General features: G+C 41.6%; 14 protein-coding genes. All 14 read left to right on the forward strand.

Annotation, left to right across the window (positions count from 1 at the left end; all coding sequences use genetic code 11):
- Positions 1-15: 15 nt before the first annotated feature.
- The 14 genes from BLQ18_RS07400 to araA all read left to right on the forward strand — a co-directional run bounded on the left by BLQ18_RS07400 (position 16) and on the right by araA (position 20755).
- The gene (locus tag BLQ18_RS07400) at positions 16-1581 is read left to right on the forward strand and encodes a RagB/SusD family nutrient uptake outer membrane protein (RefSeq protein WP_090293813.1); all 1566 of its coding nucleotides are present in this window, start codon (positions 16-18) and stop codon (positions 1579-1581) included.
- A gap of 154 nt (positions 1582-1735) precedes the next feature.
- Complete coding sequence (locus BLQ18_RS07405) at positions 1736-3280, forward strand: alpha-N-arabinofuranosidase (RefSeq protein ID WP_090293814.1); 1545 nt, start codon at positions 1736-1738, stop codon at positions 3278-3280.
- A gap of 46 nt (positions 3281-3326) precedes the next feature.
- Positions 3327-4922, forward strand: coding sequence for an arabinan endo-1,5-alpha-L-arabinosidase (locus BLQ18_RS07410; protein WP_245668083.1), 1596 nt, complete (start codon positions 3327-3329; stop codon positions 4920-4922).
- Between the two features lie 4 nt (positions 4923-4926).
- Complete coding sequence (locus tag BLQ18_RS07415; protein ID WP_090293816.1) at positions 4927-5919, forward strand: glycoside hydrolase family 43 protein; 993 nt, start codon at positions 4927-4929, stop codon at positions 5917-5919.
- Between the two features lie 5 nt (positions 5920-5924).
- A complete protein-coding gene (locus BLQ18_RS07420) occupies positions 5925-6908 on the forward strand; it encodes an arabinan endo-1,5-alpha-L-arabinosidase (RefSeq protein WP_313795020.1) in 984 nt (327 codons plus the stop codon).
- Positions 6909-6919: 11 nt separating this feature from the next.
- Complete coding sequence (locus BLQ18_RS07425) at positions 6920-8494, forward strand: glycoside hydrolase (RefSeq protein WP_090293817.1); 1575 nt, start codon at positions 6920-6922, stop codon at positions 8492-8494.
- A gap of 33 nt (positions 8495-8527) precedes the next feature.
- Positions 8528-10504, forward strand: coding sequence for a glycoside hydrolase family 127 protein (locus tag BLQ18_RS07430; RefSeq protein ID WP_245668084.1), 1977 nt, complete (start codon positions 8528-8530; stop codon positions 10502-10504).
- A gap of 34 nt (positions 10505-10538) precedes the next feature.
- Complete coding sequence (locus BLQ18_RS07435; protein ID WP_090293818.1) at positions 10539-11882, forward strand: MFS transporter; 1344 nt, start codon at positions 10539-10541, stop codon at positions 11880-11882.
- 2 nt (positions 11883-11884) lie between these two features.
- Positions 11885-12832, forward strand: coding sequence for a glycoside hydrolase family 43 protein (locus tag BLQ18_RS07440; RefSeq protein ID WP_090293819.1), 948 nt, complete (start codon positions 11885-11887; stop codon positions 12830-12832).
- Positions 12833-12852: 20 nt separating this feature from the next.
- Complete coding sequence (locus tag BLQ18_RS07445; RefSeq protein ID WP_245668085.1) at positions 12853-14898, forward strand: alpha-L-arabinofuranosidase C-terminal domain-containing protein; 2046 nt, start codon at positions 12853-12855, stop codon at positions 14896-14898.
- A complete protein-coding gene (locus BLQ18_RS07450; protein WP_090293820.1) occupies positions 14899-16833 on the forward strand; it encodes a glycoside hydrolase family 97 protein in 1935 nt (644 codons plus the stop codon).
- Positions 16834-16853: 20 nt separating this feature from the next.
- Complete coding sequence (locus BLQ18_RS07455) at positions 16854-18530, forward strand: ribulokinase (protein WP_090293821.1); 1677 nt, start codon at positions 16854-16856, stop codon at positions 18528-18530.
- Between the two features lie 3 nt (positions 18531-18533).
- Positions 18534-19235 carry an L-ribulose-5-phosphate 4-epimerase gene (locus BLQ18_RS07460; protein ID WP_090293822.1) on the forward strand — a complete coding sequence of 234 codons (702 nt, stop codon included), beginning with the start codon at positions 18534-18536 and terminating at the stop codon, positions 19233-19235.
- A 14-nt stretch (positions 19236-19249) separates the two neighbouring features.
- A complete protein-coding gene (gene araA, locus BLQ18_RS07465; RefSeq protein ID WP_090293823.1) occupies positions 19250-20755 on the forward strand; it encodes an L-arabinose isomerase in 1506 nt (501 codons plus the stop codon).
- The last annotated feature ends 13 nt before the right edge of the window (positions 20756-20768 follow it).

Genomic DNA, 20768 nt, shown 5'->3' on the forward strand with positions numbered 1-20768 from the left:
TGAAATTAAGCAAACATGTACACAAAAATATTTAAACAACTAGGATTGATCGCAGTTTCAGGTCTGTTGATGACCAGCTGTGTGAAAGAAGAAGACTTGGTTCAGGTAAACCCTAACGAACAATCAGAAGAGTCGTTTTGGGAAACCGATGAAGATGCGCTAAAAGGTGTAAATGCCATTTATAGCAGCATGATGATCGATGGAACCTATATGCGAAGCACACAGATGCTTTTGGATCTTAAAGACGACGGAACACGAAGTAACAGTCCATGGGCTGCTATGGCCAATGTTGGTAAATTCAACTCCAGTATTGCCGATGAGGCCATTTACGGTTGGACGTATCGTGATTTCTATCAAGGCATTTTTAGGGCCAATCAGGTTTTTGACAATATAGAAGGTATCGAGTTCGAGGATGGAGCCCTAAAGAATAGAATTTTGGGTCAAGCACATTTTTTAAGAGGCTTGTATATGTTCCATATGGTGAATTTCTTTAGAAATGTTCCCGTTCCTTTGAGCAATGAAACCTTGGTGCACGAACAAAAAACGCAAGAAGAAGGCTGGGCACAAGTTATAGCCGATCTTCAGGCTGCTGCAGATTTATTGCCTGTTTCATATGATAATGTTAGTGGTCCAGACCAAGGAGATACTGGTCGTGCAACTAGGGGCGCTGCCTTGGCATATTTAGGCAAAGCCCAATTGTTCAATCAAGATTTTAGCGCTGCAAGAGATACCTTCAAACAAGTAATCGATTTAGGTATTTACGCTTTGGTTCCAAACTACGCGGACAATTTTACCACTGCCAATGAAAATAACAGTGAATCCATTTTCGAAATTCAATTTAGCAGAGATGCTGGTGGAGTTGACTTAAGTTGGGGTAGTGTTCCTGTAGCGAGCTGGAGTAGAACTACTGCACGTGCCATTACCTATGCACCACGTAATTTTGGTTGGACGGATGCGCAACCCACTTGGGCGTTGTTCAACGACTTTATGTCAGAACGTACAGTGGATGACGAGCAAGATCCAAGGTTAAATGTGACCATAGCTTGGAACGATCCTGATGGGTATCAACTTTACGGGCATGAATTTTCTGAATTCTATGCTGCCAACGAAGCTGATTTGAACGACTTGTTCATCAACAAATACCAAAATTCTGATGGAAGTAGAGCCGATGAATACGATTGGCGCTCAGGAATCAACGAAAGATTGATGCGCTATGCAGATGTTTTGTTGATGTATGCAGAAACCTTGAATGAAACAGGAGCAACAGGAGAAGCGTATACCTATATTCAAATGGTGAGAGATCGTGTAAACCTTCCTAACCTTCAAGATGTAAAACCTGGAATGTCGCAAGCAGAAATGCGTGATCAAATTGCACACGAAAGATTCTTGGAGTTTGCATTGGAAGGTCATAGGTTCGACGATATCAGACGTTGGGGCTGGTTGGAAGATCCTACCAAATTAGCTTGGTTGCAATCACGTGATGCAGAGTTCGACACCTACGTTGCAGGAAGAGAATATTTTCCCATACCACAATCTGAAGTGGATAACAACCCTGGCATGGAACAAAACCCAGGATATTAAAATAGTGCATACTCATATGGGTTAGTTTAGTTAATTAAGAGTTCCGCGCCCTTCCTAGGCGCGGAACATTTATCTACCCAAATGAAAATGTACGGGATGAGATATAATTTTTAAATAAAAAATGTTCAAAATCTGATTGAAATAATAAAAAGCGATGAGACAAATTAAATCAATAGTAATAGCGGGTCTACTTTTAACTTTTCCAATGTTTGTGGGAGCACAGACCACGGTGAAAATTTCAGAACCCGAAGATGAAGTAATCATCAGCAAACATATTTACGGTCATTTTTCTGAACATTTGGGACGTTGTATCTATGATGGACTTTATGTAGGCCAAGAAAGTGCAATTCCCAATCAAGATGGGGTGCGTTCCGATATTATCGATGCTCTTATCGACCTAAAAATTCCTAACCTTCGTTGGCCAGGCGGATGTTTCGCCGATACCTACCACTGGAAAGATGGAGTAGGACCAAGAGAAGATAGACCTACCATGGTGAACCGTTGGTGGGGAGGGGTAACCGAAGACAACAGCTTTGGAACCCACGACTTTTTAAACTTATGTGAAACCTTGGGTGCCGAACCTTATTTGGCCGCCAATGTGGGAAGTAGTTCAGTTCAAGAATTTACCGAATATGTGGAGTACGTATTGCACAAAGGAGGAAGTCCAATGGCAGAATGGCGCAAAGAGCATGGCCGTGAAAAACCTTGGGCCGTTAAATATTGGGGAGTTGGAAACGAAATGTGGGGCTGCGGTGGAAACATGACCGCTGAGCACTATGCAAATGTATATCGCCAGTATGCGACTTTTATGACCGATTGGACCAATAGCGATGGTTTGTTTAGAATTGCCTCAGGTGCCAATGTGGATGATTACCACTGGACCGAAGTGTTGATGCGTGATATTCCAAAAAGTTTGATTGAAGGAGTTGCTTTGCATTCCTATTCTTTTGTGGAATGGAATGAAAAAGGTTCTTCTGTCGATTATAGTGAAGAGCAATACTTTTCTACCATGAAAACTGCTTTGATGATGGATGAGTTGATTGTGAATCACACCGCGATCATGGACAAATACGATCCAGAAAACGAAATTGCTTTGGTAGTTGATGAATGGGGTGGATGGTACGAAGTGATGGAAGGAACCAATCCAGGTTTCCTATACCAACAAAACACCATGCGCGATGCAATGATTGCAGGAACAACTTTGAACATTTTCAACAATCATGCAGATCGTGTAAAAATGGCCAACTTGGCCCAGACCGTAAACGTGCTACAAGCTGTAGTATTGACAGAAGGTGAAAAAATGCTCTTGACACCTACCTACCACGTAATGAAAATGTACAATGTGCATCAAGATGCAACCTTGTTGCCCGTTTCTTTTGATGGCCCAACTTACGAATTTGAAGGAGAGAGCTTGCCTGCAATTTCCGCATCAGCATCAAAAAACAAAGATGGAGAAGTGCATGTTTCCTTGGTTAATATTGATGCACATAAAAGTCATACCGTAAATCTTTCGGTTGAGCAATTTGGTGCCAAAAACCTAACAGGAACAATACTTTCTTCAAAAGATTTACAAGATCACAATTCATTCGAGTCACCAGAAATGATTGCTCCTAAAGAATTGAAATCCATCAAGGTTAAAAAGGGAGTGGTGGAAATTGAATTACCTCCATTTTCAGTATTGGTATTAAAGGCTGAATAAAATAAGATTGAGCACAACAGGTTCACATAGTATAAATTGTAAAGCTTTGCTTTGGGCATTTGGACTCCTATTGGTTTTAGGAATGCAAAGTTGCTCCAAAGACGAACCAAGTGCACCTGATCCCGAACCAGAAGTTATTGACCCAACTCCCACGGAACCCGAAGAGGAAGAAGAAACTTTTGATGGCCCAACCTATGCGGATGATTATACACCATTGGCTGCTTGGTCTAACAGAGATTCATGGAACTTGGCCAATGTTCACGATCCAACAGTAGTAAAACAAGGCAATTACTACTACATGTACCAAACTGATGCTTCCTACGGTAATGCACACGAAGGAAATGGGCATTTTCACGGAAGAAGATCTAAAGACTTGGTCAATTGGGAATATTTGGGTGCCACAATGCAAAACGCACCAACTTGGGTAAAAGGTTCCTTGAACACGAATCGAGTAAAAATGGGTCTTCCCGAGATTGAAAATCCTAGCTATGGCTATTGGGCACCCTGTGTAAGACAAGTAGGTGGCGTTTACCGCATGTATTACAGCCTAGTGGTGCACGAGTTGATTGAAGGAGATGACGATTGCACCTCATGGGGTGAAAGGCCTTATATCGGAATGATGGAAACGACCGATTTGGCCTCCAATGTTTGGGAAGACAAAGGAATGGTGGTCACTGCAATTCCCGATGGAGTGGAAGATTATTACCGTGATGATTGCGGGGACTGGAGTTCCTATTACAAATTCAACGGAATAGACCCCAGTTTTATAGAAACACCTGAAGGTGAACAATGGCTGATTTATGGGTCTTGGATGACAGGAATCGCAGCCGTTCAATTGGATCCGACCACAGGTAAACCATTTCAGTTGGAAACAGAACAAGATTATGGAATCCGAATTGCGGGTCGTGGTTCACCTGCTGTGAATCGTTGGCAAGCTTTGGAGGGTGCAGAGGTCATTTACAACGAAGACACGGGATATTATTACCTCTTCTTGGCTTATGACGAATTATCAAAAGCATATAACACAAGAGTTGCAAGATCTACTTCCATTTTGGGGCCATATGTTGGGATAAATGGCGCCAATGTTTCTCAAGGAGCCGAGTGTTGGCCCATGCTCACACACCCTTATGCATTTAAGGATCACACAGGTTGGGTGGGCTTTTCACATTGCGCTATCTTTAAGGATGATCTATCGGGAAAATGGTATTATGCATCACAGGCAAGATTGCCCGAAGGTGTGCCAGGAATCAATGTGTCAAACGCAGTGATGATGGGGCATGTTCGTGAATTGGAATGGACCTCCGATGGATGGCCCGTTGTAGCTCCAGAGCGCTATGCCGCAGTACCAGAAACAGAAATTACCGAGGCCGATATTGTTGGGTCTTGGCAGCAAATAACCATGGAATACCAATATCAGGTGCAACAAACGGCACAAAATGTTACGTTCAACGCTGATGGAACTTTGGGAGGTGCAATGAGCGGATCATGGTCTTTGGAAAGTGCGACCAAAACATTAATGGTCAACGGTATAGAATGCAAGTTGCTAGATGCTTGGGATTGGGAAGCCTCAACTCGAAAAGTGACATTGTCCTATTCAGGTTTAACCGATTTGGGCAGACCCGTTTGGGCCAAAAAGAATTGATGAAATGAAAAAAAGTTTAATCATATTATCTGGAATCCTACTTTTTTCTTGCAAGCAAGAAAAGGAAACGTCAATTCAAGTTGAAGAACCAAAATCTTTGACCGAAACCAAGGAATTATCCATCAATAATCCTATAATTACGGATGTTTTTACTGCGGATCCAGCGGCCATCGTTCACAACGACACTGTTTATTTGTATGCTGGTCATGATGAAGCTCCTAACGATTTCAATTTTTATAAAATGGACGAGTGGTTGGTCTTTTCATCCACCAACATGGTAGATTGGACTTCGCACCCTGTTCCCTTAAAGGTAACCGATTTTGAATGGGCGAAAGCCGATGCTTGGGCTGCTCAGGTTATCGAACGCAATGGCAAATTTTATTGGTATGTAACCGTAGAACATGGCACAATTCCAGGAAAATCCATTGGAGTAGCTGTTGCAGATAGTCCAACAGGACCCTTTAAAGATGCGTTGGGAAAAGCTTTGGTCACCAACGATATGACCAAGGCTGCAGATATTTCTTGGGACGATATTGATCCGTCGGTGATTATCGATGATGGTCAGGCGTACCTGTTCTGGGGAAATACAGCTTGCTACTACGCCAAACTCAAAGATAATATGGTGGAATTGGATGGAGAGATTAAAACCATCGACCTGCCCAATTTTACCGAAGCTCCATGGATCCATAAAAAAGGCGATTGGTATTACCTGTCTTATGCCTACCAATTTCCAGAAAAGACTGCTTATGCAATGAGCAAGTCCATAGAGGGACCGTGGGAATACAAAGGAATTTTAAACGAATTGGCTGGAAACAGCAACACCAACCATCAAGCTATATTAGAGTATAAAGGGTTGGATTACTTCATTTACCATACTGGGGGAATCCAACCCAATGGTGGAAGTTTTAGAAGGTCGGTAAGCATCGATCGATTGCATTACAACGAGGACGGAACATTAAAACGCGTGATCATGACCTCCGAAGGAATTCAAAAATAAGAGCAATGGGAAAGAGTACAAGTATATTGGTAATGTTGGCTTTAATGGTGTCTTTCGGGTCTTGTGCCCAAAAAAGACCCATTACCCATGACCCCGTGGTGGCAAAACAAGGGGATACCTACTATTTGTTCTGCACTGGACCAGGAATTACAAGCTTTACCTCCAAAGACCTTAAAAACTGGACGCAACAAGATCCTGTTTTTCCTGAAAGTCCTGAGTGGGCCTTGGAAGTCGCTCCGGGATTCAATGGACATATTTGGGCTCCAGATATTACGTTGTACAATGGAACTTATTATTTGTACTATTCCATTTCTGCATTTGGAAAAAATACCTCTGCCATTGGATTGGTTACCAATGCAACCTTAAATCCAGATGATGATAATTATAAGTGGGAAGATCAAGGAATTGTGATTCAATCCGTGCCCAACCGCGATTTATGGAATGCCATCGACCCCAATTTAATATTTGATGAGAATGGAACACCTTGGATGGCCTTTGGTTCTTTTTGGAGTGGGCTTAAAATGGTGAAAATGAATGCCAATCTCAAAGAAGTGGCCCAGCCCGAAGAATGGCATACTATTGCTAGAAGGGATAGAGATGCTGGTTTGGCCGATGATGATCCTGGTAATGCTGCATTGGAAGGTCCCTTCATCTTTAAAAAAGGGGACTACTATTATCAATTTTTGTCATGGGATTTTTGCTGTAGAGGTGAGGAAAGCACCTATAAATTAATGGTCGGTCGTTCAAAATCGGTCACAGGACCCTATTTAGATAAGGAAGGAAAGCGATTGGATGAAGGTGGAGGCTCTATGGTGATTGAAGGCAATAAAAATTGGTATGGAGTGGGGCACAACAGCGTGTTCACTTTTGATGGAAAAGACTACAATTTCATGCATGGGTATGATGCTAGTGACAATGGTCTGCCTAAACTCATTGTAAAAGAAGTAAGCTGGGAAGACGGTTGGCCCGTTGTTGCTCCCATGAATTGATATAAAGTTTGATGAAAGCTGCCAAAACAACATATTCGATATTCCTGACCATGATTTTCATGGTGGCACAACTGGCTGCACAGGAAAAGTATGTTTTGGATATTGACACAGATATCAGCTATCAGACAATTGATAATTTTGGTGCAGCAGCTTGTTGGTTCGGTGAAGGTATCGGTAAATATTGGCCTTCCGAAAAGAAAGAAGAAATAGCCAAATTATTGTTCAGTAAGAATAAAGATGCCTCAGGGAATCCAGAAGGAATCGGATTATCAGCTTGGAGATTCAATATTGGTGCAGGTACACAAGAACAAGGCGAAGAAAGTGGTATCAGTGACTTTAGAAAACGAGTGGAGTCTTTTCAAAACCCAGATGGAAGTTACAATTGGACCAAACAGGAAGGCTATCTCTGGTTAACCAAAAAAGCGAAAGAATATGGGGTGGAAAATCTCATTGCTTTTTCCAATTCACCACCGGTACAGTTCACTAAAAACGGTTATGGTTTTAAGACCGAAAAGGATTATCAAACCAATTTAAAGGAAGATAAATTTGATGAGTTTGCCGACTTTTTAGCAACAGTCATTCAGCATTTTCAAGAAGAAGGTTTGGTTTTCGACTACATCAGCCCTGTGAACGAACCCCAATGGGACTGGTTTGGCGAAGTGGGTAGGGCAAAACAAGAGGGGTCACCTTGGAGCAACCAAGATATTGCAAAATTGACCCGTTTGTTGGATAGTGAACTTACTCGTCAAAAACTCGACACCGAAATTTTAGTGTCAGAATCAGCAATGTTGACCTTTCTTTATGATGGGAATACCACCTCCAGAAAACAGACAGAAGCCTTATTTTCTCCAACTAGTCCCAACTATGTTGGGGATTTGAAGCATGTGAAACCCTTGATTGCGGGTCACAGTTATTTTACCGATACGCCCGATACTTCACTTGTCAACATTCGTCGAAACGTGAAGAAAGAAGTGGAAAAGTACAATGTCGATTTTTGGCAATCCGAATACTCCATGTTGGCCGATGGTTTTCGCGAGGGGAAAGAAGGAAAAATCAGTGCCATGGATTGCGCACTTTTCCTTTCCAAGGTTATACATTTTGATTTGACCGAAGCTAATGCAAGTGCTTGGCAATTTTGGAATTCCTTGGAACCTGGCAGCCCAGATTTTGATACGCGCTATTATTTTATCGCCTTGGAACCCAACGAGCAACATACGGATGGAAATTTTTATCCAGCCAAAACGCTTTGGGCTATGGGACACTACAGCTATTTCATTAAACCGGGAATGCAACGGGTACAATTAAATACTGGTTTGACATCAGAGAGTGCAGCCCAAAAATTCATGGCCTCAGCGTATAAAAATCCAAAAAATGACGAATTGGTGTTGGTATTGGTCAATTATGGGGATGAAGAACTGGAATTGGAATTCAAAAAAGCAAAAATAGCCGATTATGGCACCTATGAACACTATCAAACCACCGAAAATGAAAAAATGAACATGAAAAAGGTGTTTGAAGGCAGTGTTCCAAGCCAATTAAGGTTGTCTAGTAAATCAATTTCCACTGTGGTATTGCATAAAAGTTAAAACAGTTTGAAAAAAATATATAAATCAAATAAAGTGAGTTCAGTAAAGTATATACTGTTTTTTATTTCTCTTGGATTGTTCTTGGGCTGTAAGAATGAAACCAAGCAAGAAGTAGCAGAAAACCAAGAACCAAAAACGGGATATAAATTAGAACCTGTAGATATTCAAAATGTGAAAGTGACCGATGAATTTTGGTTGCCGATCATTAAAAGGGTTCAGGAAAAAACCATCGAATATGCCATTGCCAAATGTGAGGAAGAAGGTAGATTCGATAACTTTTTGATTGCTGGTGGACAATTGACAGGTGAAGTAAAAGGTGCTATGCCTTTTGATGATACCGATGTTTACAAAATTATTGAGGGAGCTTCCAACTCTCTAATCAGTGCGCCAAATCCAAAATTGGAAAAATTAGTGGATTCCTTGGTGTCCATCATTAAAGTAGGGCAAGAGGAAGATGGTTATCTGACCACATGGAGAACCATAAACCCTGCGAAACCACCAGCACCTTGGGTTGAAGTTAAAGAACCTGTACGATGGGACGGACTGTTCATGAGTCATGAGTTGTACAATGCAGGACATTTGTATGAAGCAGCTGCGGTACATTTCAAAGCTACTGGAAAAAGAAATTTTCTGGACATCGCAATCAAGAATGCAGACCTAATGGTGAAAACTTTTGGTGAGGGCGAAGGCAAAATTGATGCCGTTCCTGGGCATCAGATCATAGAAACAGGATTGATCAAATTGTATCAAATAACAGGAAAGGAAGATTACATCAAATTGGCGAAATACTTCTTGGACAATCGTGGAAATCCAGAAAACCATGAACTTTTCGGTCCTTATTCCCAAGATCACATTCCCGTAGTGGATCAAGAAGAGGTGGTAGGTCACTCGGTGAGAGCTGTTTACATGTACGCTGCCATGACGGATATTGCTGCCATGCAACAAGATACTGCCTACTTAAAGGCCGTTAATGCACTGTGGGACAATATGGTGAACAAAAAAATGTATATCACAGGAGGAATTGGTGCCAAACATGATGGAGAGCAGTTTGGAGACAACTACGAGCTCCCAAACCTTACCGCTTACAACGAAACCTGTGCCTCAATTGGTGATGTGTACTGGAACCACAGATTGCACAACCTTACTGGAGATGTAAAATATTTTGATGTAATCGAAAGAACCCTTTACAACGGATTGATTTCGGGGCTGTCCTTGAGTGGTCAAGAATTTTTCTATCCGAATGCATTGGAATCTGATGGGGTGTACAAATTCAACCGAGGGGAATGTACGCGTCAATCTTGGTTCGATTGTTCTTGTTGTCCAACCAACGTAATTCGATTTATTCCAGCTTTACCAGGGTTGATTTACTCCAAATCAGATAACGAATTATATGTAAATCTGTATGCTTCCAACGAGGCAATGGTCAAACTTAAAGATCAAGCTGTGTTGGTGTCACAAAGCACTTCATACCCATGGGATGGCAAAGTGAAGATGGCTGTTAGTCCAGAAAAAGAGGGCGAATTTGCTATCAAATTAAGAGTGCCTGGGTGGGCAAGAAATGAAGTGTTGCCTGGAGACCTATATCACTATGCAACCAAAACTGATGACCAAAACCTTATAATGGTTAATGGTGAAAAAATGGATGTAAGGGCCGAAAATGGCTATTACACCATCACTAGAAACTGGAATGATGGAGATGAAATCGCTTTGGAATTCCCAATGTCTGTTAGAAAAGTGGAAGCCAATCCATTAGTAGAAGAAGACAAGGGCAAAATGTCCTTGGAATATGGGCCATTGGTGTATGCTGTGGAGGAAGTGGACAATAAAGGAAGCTTTGATAACATCCATGTATCAAATAATGATGCTTTCAAAGTTGAAATGCAACCTGAATTATTGGGTGGCGTAAACACGATTTCAAATGAAAATTTAACGGCAATTCCATACTATGCTTGGTCCAATCGAGGTATAGGAAAAATGAAAGTATGGTTGCCAATTGAACATATGGACTAAGAACATTTTAGTCAAAATACATTGAATTGATTGAATGAAAACTGAAAACCAAAAATTAAGCATACTTGAAAAAGTAGGATATGGATCTGGCGATGCTGCGGTAAACGTAGTGATCTCCTCCATGTTTTTGATCATTACTTTTTTCTACACCGATGTCTTTGGATTAAAACCCACGGACATGGCCCTACTTTTCTTGTTGGTACGGTTTATCGATGCGATTACCGACCCTTTGATGGGTATAATAACCGATAGGGTCAAAACAAAATGGGGTCGGTATCGTCCTTACTTTTTGTTCCTTTCCGTTCCATTTGGAATTTCGGTTTTCTTGACCTTTACCACCCCAGGCTTTGATTATGCAGGGAAATTGGTCTACGCCTATATCACCTACATTTTTGTGACCATCATGTTCACCTCGGTGACCATTCCATACATTTCATTGATCAGTGTTTTGACCAGTGATCCGCAAGAACGACTTTCGGCAAATGGTTATCGCTTATTTTTTGCCAAAATAGCCGCATTTATGGTATCCATTGTGGTGCCCATCTTGGCCGATAAATTGGGTGGAGGTAGCATTTCCAGAGGTTACCAATTGGCTATGGGGATTATGGCCTTGGTAGGAACAGGTTTGTTGCTGTTCTCATTTTTTACCACCAAAGAACGTGTAGAGCATGTCGTTGATGAAAAACCGTTGCTTCAACAATTCAAATTGTTGCTCAAAAATGGTCAGTGGACGCTTTTGTTGGGTGTTTGTTTCTTCGGAACCGTAGGATATGTAATCCGTAACTCCGTAGCGATTTTCTACGCCAAATATTTCTTGGGAGGAGATGCAGGTATGCAATCCACCTTTTTGGCAACAGGAGTTGTGGCAGCCATTTTGGCCATGCCAGCTTCCACCTTGATTACCAAAAAATACTGCAAGGTTAAATTATTCAAATGGACCCAAATTGCTGTGGGTGTCATCAGTTTGATCATGCTTTTGGTGGTAAAACCAGGCGATGTGATGGTAGCCTATGTGCTTTATTTCATCCTCTCTTTTGTGGTGGATTTACATGCACCGATTTTCTGGTCCGCCATCGCCGAGGCCGTTGATTATGGACATGCTGAAAGTGGACAACGTGTTTCTGGGCTTTCTTTTGGAGGAATTTCATTAGCTCAAAAAATGGGAATGGGAATCGCTGGAGCAGCGGTTGGATACTTACTTGATTATTTTGAATACGTACCGAATGCTGTGGAGCAAAGCGAGTTCGCACTTTATGGAATTGCATTAATGTTGACAGTGATTCCAGGCGTATTTCACACCATCATGGGAGCCATGATGTTCCGCTATAAAATAACAGACGAATATTACGAAACTATAAAAGCCAAATTGGGAATATAATCATGGGTGATTCAAAATCATATGCACCAATAGTAGAGCAACGGGCAGACCCTTTTATCTATAAACACACAGATGGGTACTATTACTTCACAGGATCGGTGCCGTCTTATGATTCAATTGAACTAAGACGAGCAAAAACTATAGATGGTTTAGCCGAGGCAGAAGCGTTCAATGTATGGTTCAAGCATGAATCAGGTCCCATGAGTCAACATATTTGGGCGCCCGAAATTCATTATTTGGATGGAGAATGGTACGTCTATTTTGCAGCGAGCGAAGTGGATGACATTTGGAAATTGAGACCCTATGTAATTAAATGTACAGGACAAGACCCATTGAATGATGAGTGGATTGAGTTGGGACAAATGCGGGCAACTGATGGAGACAATAAATCTTTTATTGATTTCTCATTGGATGGAACCGTGTTTGATCACAATGGAAAAAGATATTTCTGCTGGGCAGAAAAAACAGGCGGTCAGTTCGCTGCCTCTAACTTGTATTTGGCGGAAATGGAATCGCCCATCAAACTAAAGACTACCCAATTTATGCTTACCACTCCCGATTACGATTGGGAACGCGTGGATTTTTGGGTGAACGAAGGTCCTGCAGTGATTAAAAATGATGGTAAAATCTATATCACTTTTTCAGCAAGTGCTACAGGAGCTTGCTATTGCATGGGCTTGATGGAGGCTGAGGAAGATTCTGATTTGTTGGACAGAAATTCTTGGAAAAAATCAAGATACCCAGTGTTGGAAACTGATTATGAAAAGGGGATTTATGGCCCAGGACACAACAGTTTTACCATTGCTGAAGATGGAGAGACTCCCTTATGTATTTACCATGCGAGGGATTATGAGAAAATAGAAGGCGACCCATTATACGATTCCAATCGACATGCCAGAATGATGAAAGTGGAATTTGATGCGGAGGGAAGACCCGTCTTCAAACTTTAAAAAGAAAAAAACAGAATAACATGAAAAATACGGTACTTACATTTTCGGTTTTTGCCTTGATGGTGCTTGGTTGTAAAGATGCGACTCAGGTGGAAACTGTCAATTCGGAATCCAATGAATCTGTTTTTACCGTTGCTGAAATTGAAGATGGTACCAATTCCAATTTAGTGGTTGACCTTGCCGATACTGGAATCAAAATTCAGCCGACTATGTACGGTATTTTTTATGAGGATATCAATTTTGCAGCTGATGGAGGTCTGTATGCCGAGTTGATCAAAAACCGCTCCTTTGAATTTCCGCTCCCAAAAATGGGATGGGAAGAACCGCATAGTGTTCGCTATTCCTTGAACGAGGGTTCAGGATTTTCCAAGATCACCAACTATGTTGATCCCCAGGGTGGGAACAGAAGATACAGTCATACAGTTGTTCATAACGATGAAACATATGAACTGTTCAACAATGGCTTCCGAGGAATCGGTGTTAAGAAAGATGCGCAATACAATTTATCCTTGTTATTGGCCAATGCAGATGGCATCGAGCAATTGAATGTTGCCTTGGTCGATACCCTTGGAACTGTCTTGGCTTCAACCGAAATTTTTCCAGATGCAAAAGATTGGAAAACCTACGAAGCAGTTTTTGTGTCAAACAAAACAGAGGCCAAAGCCCGATTAAAAATCACTTTTAAAGGAAATGGAACCATTGATATGGACATGATTTCACTATTTCCAAAAGATACTTGGAAAGGCAGAAAAAATGGTTTGCGAAAAGATTTGGTTGAGCTTTTGGATGGGTTGAACCCCGGATTTCTACGTTTTCCTGGAGGCTGTATCGTTGAAGGAAGAACCTTGGCTCAGCGTTATCAATGGCAAAACACCGTAGGTCCTATTATTGAAAGGGAATTGTTGATCAATCGTTGGAACGATGAATTTGCGCACAAACCTGCTCCCGATTATTTCCAAAGCTTTGGTCTTGGATTTTTTGAATACTTCCTACTTTCCGAAGATTTAGGGGCATTACCGGTGCCTATTTTGGGTTGTGGAATGGCATGTCAGTTCAATACAGGGGAATTGGTTCCTTTAGAAAATCTCGACCCATATGTGCAAGAAGCCTTAGATCTTATCGAATTTGCCAATGGAGATGTAAACACTCCTTGGGGAAAAGTGAGAAAGGATATGGGGCATCCCGAACCTTTCAATCTAAAATATTTGGGTATCGGAAACGAGCAATGGGGACCAGAATATTTTCAGCGCTACGAAATCTTTGCCGAGATCATAGGTGAGAAATATCCCGAAATTATTTTGGTTTCAACACCAGGTCCATTTTCAGACGGTGATATGTTTGAGTTTGGATGGGAACAAATGAAGAAACTCAATGTGAAATTGGCCGATGAGCATTATTACAAAAGCCCGCAATGGTTTTTGGATAACGCCGATCGTTATGATAGTTATGATCGCAATGGACCAAAAGTGTTCGCTGGGGAATATGCAGCCCACACACCAGGCGTGGAAGATGGGCCTCTAGAAAACAACTGGATGGCCGCACTATCCGAAGCTGCTTTTATGACAGGTTTGGAACGAAATGCAGATGTGGTCCTTATGACATCCTATGCGCCACTGATGGCACATGCCGGGGGTTGGCAATGGGCACCCGATCTTATTTGGTTCGATAATCTTCAATCCTACGGAACTACAAATTATCAAGTGCAAAAGTTGTTTGCCAACAATTCTGGGACCGATTTGTTGAGTATCACACAAGACGGCAAACCTTTAATCGGTGAACAGGCTTTATATGCTTCTGCAGTAAAAGATACCAATTTAAACGAATTGATATTGAAAGTAGTGAATACCTCTAACGTATCGAGAAATATCAAGGTGAAAATTCAAGGAGGAAAGGTTCAAACTGAAGGTGTTGCAGTGAGTATGGCGATGGAAGACCTTTATGCCATCAACTCATTCGAAGAACCTACCAAGGTTAGTCCACAGGAAAGTGAAATCAAATTGGATGGTGAACTGTTGGAAGCTGAAATCTCAGGACAATCTATTACCATCTATAAAATTAAAATGTAAATGAAATTCGGCATCCGACATATTACTACAATCTTTTTCATGGCATCGCTGATTTTGGGATGTGAAAAACCGTTTACCAAAGGTGTGTCCATGTCCAATGTAGCAGGTACTATCCGCGCTGAATTGAATTTAGATGGTAATGGGCAACCGTACTATCTGCTTTATCATCAAAATGAATTGGTGTTGGACACCTCTTATTTGGGGTTGAAACTTGAGGGAATGGATTTATCCAAAAATCTAAAATTTTCAGAGGTAAAACCGGTTCAAAAAATATCCGATAGCTATCAATTGTTTCACGGAAAGCAAAAGGACATCATATACAATGCGGACCGATACTCTGTGATATTCAATACCGAAACCGGACAGACTTTGGAGTGTCAATTTGATTTGTCTGAAAACGGATTTGCCTATCGTTACCTTATTTCAGGAGATGAAAATCAATCTATAGCAATTTCTGAAGAAGCATCAAGCTATGGATTTCCAGAAAAGACAAAGGCATGGATGCAACCCATGTCCAAGGCCAAAACAGGTTGGAGTGAAACCAATCCGTCCTACGAAGAGCATTATTTGATGGAAATTCCAGTGAATACATCACCACCAATTGGAGAGGGATATGTGTATCCAGCCTTATTTAATACCAATGACACGTGGTTGTTGGTCAGCGAATCTGATTTGCATGAAAACTATGCTGGAACACGATTAAAATATGATGAGAATCTAGAAGGCTTACAAGTCACCTTTCCCCAAAAAGAAGAAATTTTCCCGGGTGGAGGCTTGTTGCCCAAAGGGCAAACCTCAATCCGTACCCCATGGAGAACTGTTGCCGTTGGTGGGCTAAACGACATTGTTGAAAGCACATTGGGAACCGATTTGGCCGCTCCAGCCATTGATATGGACACTTCATTTGTACAAGGAGGATTGGCCACTTGGAGCTGGGTTTTGTTGAAAGACGACAGAATTGACTACGAAACTTCGCATCAATTTATTGATTATGCCGCTTCTATGAACTGGCCCTATACCTTAATTGATGTGAACTGGGACCAAAAAATTGGGTTTGAGCGCATGCAGGAACTTATCGATTATGCGGCTTCCAAAAACGTTAAGGTGATTCTTTGGTACAATTCTTCTGGAGATTGGAATAGTACACCCTACACGCCAAAAAGCAAATTATTAACCAAAGAGGGGCGTAGAGCAGAATTTGAACGGCTTCAAAAAATGGGGGTTGGTGGACTTAAAATCGACTTTTTTGGCGGTGATGGACAATCCATGATTGCCTATTACCACGATATATTGAAAGATGCTGCGGAATTTGGATTATTGATCAACTTCCATGGTGCAACCCTACCAAGAGGTTGGCAACGAACCTACCCACATTTAATGACTATGGAGTCTATAAAAGGACAAGAGTTCATCACTTTTGAACAGCCAATAGCAGACTTGCAACCGAGTCATTCTGCCGTGATTCCATTTACCAGAAATGTTTACGACCCTATGGATTTCACTCCGATGGTATTGGATAGCATTCCAAATATCAATAGAAGAACTACCACGACTTTCGAATTGGCATTACCCATTTTATTCACTTCTGGGATTCAGCATATCGCCGAAATTCCAGAGGGGATCGAAAAAATGCCAGACTCCATCATTGAGCTGCTTCAAGGGATTCCAACACAATGGGACGAGGTGAAATTTTTAGATGGTTATCCAGGTAAGGAAATCATTTTGGCAAGACGCAAAGGAAATGATTGGTATATCGTGGGCATCAATGGGGAAGCACAAGAAAAAATATGGGATTTGGATTTGTCTTTCACTGCAAACAAAAGTGGAATTCTTTTCTACGACAATGGAACAAAAGTTCCGGGAATAGAAAACATTGAGAATACCATTAAGGACATAAAAGTAGATCCCAACGGAGGATTTGTAATAAAGATTTAAGAATAGAGATAGCATAAGCAATGAAAAAGTATGTAATAGGATTGGATTATGGTTCGGACTCGGTTAGAGCTGTAATGATTGATTCACAGAATGGAGCTGAGCTGGCTTCCGAGGTATTTTGGTACCCTCGATGGAAGCAACAGATGTATTGTAAACCTGGAATCAACCAGTTTAGACAGCATCCTTTGGACCATATTGAAGGGTTGGAACATACCATTAAATCGGTGGTAGAGGAAAGTGCCGTGGCACCCGAATCCGTTTTGGGAATTTGCATCGATACCACGGGGTCATCGCCCATGCCGATTGCTGCAGATGGAACGCCTTTGGCTTTAGTTGAGGGATTTGAGGAGAATCCAAATGCCATGATGGTATTGTGGAAAGACCACACCTCAGTAAAAGAAGCAAACGAAATTAACACTTTGGCCAGAAGTTGGGGCGGCGTGGATTATACCATGTTCGAAGGTGGAATTTATTCTTCCGAATGGTTCTGGGCCAAAATTTTGCACATTGCACGTCAAGATAAGCCAGTTATTGATGCCACGCATACTTGGATGGAGCATTGCGATTTTATCACCTATTTATTGGCTGACAATAAGGATTTAAAAACTTTTAAAAGAAGTCGATGTGCAGCTGGTCACAAAGCCATGTGGCACGAAAGCTGGGGAGGTTTGCCAAGCAAGGAATTTTTATCACAGCTGGACCCTTATTTAGCAGATTTAAAAGACAATCTTTACGATGAAACTTTTACTTCCAACGAAATTGCAGGTCATTTGAATGAAGAATGGGCCGCTAAATTGGGCTTGACCACTAAAACGGTGATTGCAGTAGGAACTTTTGATGCCCACGCAGGTGCTGTGGGTGCCAAAGTGGACCATCATGCGCTTGTTCGAGTAATGGGAACCTCCACATGTGATATTATGGTGTCTTCCAACGAAGCAGTAGGTGAAAAAACTGTAAAAGGTATTTGTGGACAGGTTGATGGTTCTGTAATCCCGGGTATGGTTGGTTTGGAAGCAGGTCAGTCTGCTTTTGGAGATGTGTTGGCTTGGTTCAAAAATGTATTGCAATGGCCTATAGATAACTTGGTTTTGAATTCCAAAGTATTGTCCGATGCGCAAAAAGAGGAATTAAAAGCTGAGGTGGAATCCAAATTCATCCGTGAATTGGCGGTTCAGGCGGAATCCATTCCATTGGCTGAAACTGTTCCTGTTGCCTTGGATTGGGTAAACGGACGTAGAACCCCAGATGCCAACCAAGAATTGAAGAGTGCCATTTCAGGTATTTCTTTGGGAACAAAAGCTCCCCATATTTTCAAATCGTTGGTGAATGCCATTTGTTTTGGCGCCAAAATGATTGTAGATCGTTTTGAGGAAGAGGGTGTAAAAATCGAAACGGTAATAGGAATTGGAGGGGTTGCACGTAAATCCCCTTTTATTATGCAAACCTTGGCCAATGTCCTGAACATGCCTATTAAAGTAGCCGAATCTGACCAAGCTCCAGCTTTGGGAGCGGCCATTTATGCTGCGGTCGCATCAGGAATTTATGAAAATGTAATCGACGCCAGTAAGGTAATGGGCAGCGATTTTGAAGCGGAATATTTCCCACAGGCATCCCAACTTGAAGTGTACGCCAAATTATTACAGGAGTACAAAGATTTGGGAAGTTTTGTGGAGGATCAAACCAATAAAAATAACTAAGAAATGAGTTCAAAATATAAATCTTTAAAAGAGGAGTGCTACGAGGCCAATATGGAACTCAATGCCCTTGGTCTTGTGATTTACACTTTTGGAAATGTAAGTGCCGTAGATCGTGATAATGCGGTTTTCGGCATCAAGCCCAGTGGTGTGCCTTACGAAACATTGAAGCCTGAGGATATTGTGATTTTGGATTACGATAATAACATTGTTGAAGGTTCACTTCGACCGTCATCAGACACCAAAACGCATAGCTATCTCTATAAAAATTGGGACAATATTGGAGGCGTGGCTCATACCCATGCCATGTATTCTGTTTCTTGGGCGCAAGCACAGCTGGATATTCCAATTTTTGGAACTACACATGCCGACCATCTTACCCAAGACATTCCTTGTGCACCACCTATGGCCGATGAATTGATTGAAGGAAATTACGAACACAACACAGGAATCCAGATTTTGGACTGTTTTAAAGAACGAAATTTGGATTACAACGAAGTGGAAATGGTTTTGATTGGAAACCACGGTCCATTCGCATGGGGAAAAAATGCCGCCAAAGCGGTTTACAATACAAAAGTTTTGGAAACAGTGGCCCAAATGGCCTATTTGACGCTTCAGATAAATCCACAAGCACCAAGATTAAAAGATTCACTAATAAAAAAACACTACGAGCGTAAGCACGGTAAAAATGCCTACTACGGTCAATAATTAATTCAATAGCAATGAAAATTTCATCAAAAGAAATCTGGTTTGTAACAGGTAGTCAACATTTATATGGACCAGAAACGTTGAAACAAGTGGCCGACAACTCCAAGAGTATTGTCGACGGCTTAAATGGAGCAGGAAAACTACCTTTAAACCTCGTTTTTAAACCCATTGTAACCACCCCACAAGAAATTACTGCCTTGTGTCGTGAAGCAAGTAACGACCCCAACTGTATCGGAATCGTGGCTTGGATGCATACCTTTTCACCAGCAAAAATGTGGATTGCAGGACTAACCGTTTTGAGCAAGCCGCTTTGTCATTTACATACACAGTTCAATGCTGAAATTCCTTGGGATTCCATCGATATGGATTTCATGAACTTGAACCAATCTGCACACGGTGACCGTGAGTTTGGTTTTATGATGTCCAGAATGCGTAAAAAGCGCAAAGTGGTTGTAGGACACTGGAAAGATGAGCGCGTTCAAAATAAATTGGCCATTTGGTCAAGAGTTGCTTTGGGTGTTGATGAGCTTAAAAACATGAAAGTGGCCCGTTTTGGGGACAACATGCGTGAAGTAGCTGTTACCGAAGGTGATAAAGTGGCTGCTCAAATGCGATTTGGTGTTGCCGTAAACGGTTATGATTCATCAGATATCACTAATATTATTGATACTTTGGACCAAAAGGCGATTGACCAAATGTTGGAGGAATACGAAGCCAGCTATACCTTATCAGCTTCACTTCAAAAGGGAGGGGCACAACGTCAATCGTTGGTAGATTCAGCAAAAATCGAGCTTGCGCTAAGAAGCTTTTTAGAAGAGGGAGGATTCAAAGCCTTTACTGATACTTTTGAAAACCTTGGAGCTTTAAAGCAATTGCCAGGTTTGGCAGTTCAGCGTTTAATGGCCGATGGTTATGGTTTTGGAGGAGAAGGGGATTGGAAAACTTCAGCCTTGACCAGAACCATGAAAGTAATGGCCGAAGGTTTGGAAGGTGGAACTTCATTTATGGAAGATTACACTTATCACTTTACCCCACAAAAAGATTACGTTTTGGGATCGCACATGTTGGAAATTTGTCCATCCATAGCGAGTGCAAAACCATCTTGTGAAGTACATCCTTTAGGTATCGGAGGTAAAGAAGATCCAGTTCGTTTGGTTTTTGATTCGCCCGCAGGTGATGCATTGAATGCTTCGTTGATTGATATGGGAAATAGATTCCGATTGATCGTAAACGAAGTGGAAGCTGTTGAGCCTATGGCCAACTTGCCAAAATTACCAGTGGCCCGTGTCCTTTGGGATGCCAAACCTAATTTGGATATCGCTGCAACTGCTTGGATTCATGCAGGAGGGGCACACCATACCGTATATACCCAAGCTTTGACCACAGAATACTTAGAAGATTTTGCCGATATTTATGGAATTGAACTTTTAGTGATTGATGAAGACACTAAAATAAGATCTTTTAAAGACCAATTGCATGCAAACGAAGCGTACTACCATCTATTTCAGCATGGGATGTAACAAAAAATGTTCA

It is taken from the genome of Flagellimonas zhangzhouensis (assembly GCF_900102925.1).
In the GTDB taxonomy this organism is placed as follows: Bacteria; Bacteroidota; Bacteroidia; order Flavobacteriales; family Flavobacteriaceae; genus Flagellimonas; species Flagellimonas zhangzhouensis.